Raw genomic sequence first — 2,664 nt, 5'->3', positions numbered from 1 at the left:
GCGGCAGCGCAAGATCGTTCATGGTGGGTGTGGTCTCCGGGAAATGGTTCGGATCGGCTTAAGCAACCAAATCCTACGTCATTTCAACGGCTTGCGCCACGTCCACCAACCCCCATGAATTTGGTTAGGTTGATGCGGCGTGCCGCCGCCGCGAGGCCGCGCTCGCTCAGCAGCGCGTCGAGAACGACGAGAAGATTCAGATCGAGCCCTTTGAAACGCATGTCTTAGCTATCCATAGCGTGGATGAATTTGATTGAAACAAACGATTTTACCAATTTTCCGGAATGTCGCATGGACTTGGCAGGACCTCACGTGCGCCGATCACTGCCTCTATCGCGTGGCGAGTCCCTTGAGAAGAGCCCGAAAGAGGAAATCTGTCGCGTGCGGTGGAGATTGTACTGGGAATGAGAGGCAGCGCTCCGATCATGGCGAACTCTCCGACGAATGGCGGACCGGTACAATAGTTGATCGCAATGGTCCGGAGCTATGAAACATCTCGATTACATATGAGGTGCCGAGTGAATACGCTGACAGCACCCACCGTCGCAGCGTTTAGCTGACGTTTGACGACGGTTCCTATCCATTTACACGCAGATTCTTGATGTGCTGGCGCAAAAGCGGGAGGCCGGCGACTTTTCTTCGTCATCGGGCTGACGCCGCAGAAGCCGGAACTCGTCCGGTTCCTATGGGCATTGGGCTTGGTCGGTCGCACAGGCTCTATGAGGGGCAATTTTGGCAACGCGACGCGACTCGGGTTTTGAACGACGCCGAAAACACAAGCTGGAAAGGAACAAGATGGCAGATCAACTCGCCAACGAAATAATCGCCATGATCAAGAAGCGCGCCGCGTCGGAGGGCGGCATAGCGCCTGCCACAGGCGGCGAGATAACGGCTGCCACGGGACTGACTTCGCTCGGTATCGATTCACTGGGATTGGCGGACGTTCTCTGGGACCTGGAGCAGGCTTACGGCATCGAGATCGAGATGAATACGGCCGAGGCATGGTCGGATCTCCAGAATGTTGGGGACATGGTGGAAGCCGTGCGCAGCTTGCTCGCTAAGGGGGTGTGAATGGACAGGCGCGTCGTGATTACTGGGATTGGCGGGATTTGCGGGCTTGGGACCAACGCCGCCGCCATTTGGAGAGAGATGCGAGAAGGCCGCTCCGCCATCGGCCCAATCGTCAACTCCGAGCTCCATGAATTGAGGGTCAGGATCGGTGCCGAGATCAAGGCGCTGCCGGAGCATGACATCGACGGCAAGCAACTCATCTCCATGGACCGCTTCAGCCTGCTCGCTGTGCTTGCGGCGCGCGAAGCCATGCGTCAGGCCGGACTTTCCTCCAAAGAGGGAAATAGCTATCGCTTCGGTGCGACGGTGGGCGTTGGCGGCTGCGGGTGGGATGCGATCGAGCAAACCTACCGCGCCATCCTTCTGGGCGGTAAGCGTGCCGCTCTCTTGACTGTACCCAAGGCGATGCCGGGTGCCGCTGCCGGCCAGGTCAGCATGAGTCTCGGCCTGCGCGGGCCGGTCTTCGGCGTCACGTCCGCCTGTTCCTCGGCAAACCATGCGATTGCCTGCGCGGTGGACCAGATCAGGCTCGGCCGGGCCGACGTGATGCTTGCCGGCGGCAGCGAAGCGCCGCTCATATGGGGTGTGCTGAAGGCATGGGAAGCGATCCGCGTGCTTTCGCCCGATACTTGCCGGCCATTCTCGGCCGATCGCCAGGGCCTGTCGCTTGGTGAAGGCGCCGGCATGGCGGTGCTGGAAAGCTACGAGCATGCCCTGGCTCGGGGCGCCACCATCCTTGCCGAAATTGCCGGTGCCGGCCTTTCCGCCGATGCGTCCGACATCGTCGCGCCGACTGTCGAGGGGCCGGAGGCAGCAATGCGGGCCTGCCTTGCCGATGCCAGGCTGGACGCCGAGGATGTCGACTATCTCAACGCGCACGGCACCGGCACCAAGGCCAACGACCAGATCGAGACGGCGGCGATCAAGCGCGTCTTCGGTCAGCACGCCTTCTCAATGTCCATTTCTTCTACCAAGTCCATGCACGCGCATTGCCTCGGCGCGTCCGGCGCGCTCGAGTTGATCGCCTGCGTGATGGCTATCCGCGAGAGCGTCGTGCCGCCGACTGCCAATTATCGTGAGCTGGACCCCGATTGCGATCTCGACGTCACGCCCAATGTGGCACGCGAGCGCAAGGTGCGCGTGGCACTGAGCAACTCCTTCGCCTTTGGCGGCACGAACGCGGTTCTGGCGTTCAGGCAGGTGTAGAAGCCATGAGAGATGCCTCCGGCAACATTATCTCTCGCATCCAGATGCTTGCCGGATAACTATTGTGAAGGGCGGGTCATTGACCGCCTCGGCGAATGCGGGAAGTGGCAGCGGAAGCTCGACGGGGGGTATCGTCTTTGCGAAATTCTTAACTGTTGAAGCGGCTTGGACGTACCGCCGCCCCGTAAAAGGTAAGCGAGGCCCTGCGGGCTCGGCTTGAGGGTCTGAAGCTGTACACGACAATGTCTGGAAGCCGCAGAGTCGGCTCTGCGCCCGTTATAGTCGCCTGAGTGCTGCCGGCCCGGCCGCGCCGCGGGCGCCGTCAACGAACTCCTTGAACCTGCGGACCTTGCCTGTCTTGGCCGACGCTTCGAAGCGCGCCGTCGT

The 2,664-nt window shown here is 61.0% G+C and carries 2 protein-coding genes and 2 pseudogenes; 2 read left to right on the top strand and 2 right to left on the bottom strand.

Annotated elements, in window-relative coordinates; translation table 11 throughout:
* Positions 1 to 119: 119 nt before the first annotated feature.
* A pseudogene (locus NKH91_RS32205) lies at positions 120 to 221 on the bottom strand (LysR family transcriptional regulator); the annotation flags it as partial.
* A 574-nt stretch (positions 222 to 795) separates the two neighbouring features.
* Between NKH91_RS32205 and NKH91_RS32200 the strand changes: the two are divergent.
* A complete protein-coding gene (locus NKH91_RS32200) occupies positions 796 to 1,071 on the top strand; it encodes an acyl carrier protein (RefSeq protein ID WP_023679611.1) in 276 nt (91 codons plus the stop codon).
* Complete coding sequence (locus NKH91_RS32195; RefSeq protein ID WP_023679610.1) at positions 1,072 to 2,277, top strand: beta-ketoacyl-[acyl-carrier-protein] synthase family protein; 1,206 nt, start codon at positions 1,072 to 1,074, stop codon at positions 2,275 to 2,277.
* On the opposite strand, the pseudogene NKH91_RS32190 reads toward NKH91_RS32195, so the two are convergent.
* Positions 2,264 to 2,424 (bottom strand): annotated as a pseudogene (locus NKH91_RS32190) (LysR family transcriptional regulator); the annotation flags it as partial. The gene NKH91_RS32195 and the pseudogene NKH91_RS32190 overlap by 14 nt on opposite strands.
* Between the last annotated feature and the right edge of the window lie 240 nt (positions 2,425 to 2,664).

This window comes from Mesorhizobium sp. M0894, from assembly GCF_040319725.1.
GTDB lineage: Bacteria > Pseudomonadota > Alphaproteobacteria > Rhizobiales > Rhizobiaceae > Mesorhizobium.
The sequence above is the reverse complement of the archived record's forward strand: the minus strand, read 5'-3'. Positions and strand labels throughout refer to the sequence as shown.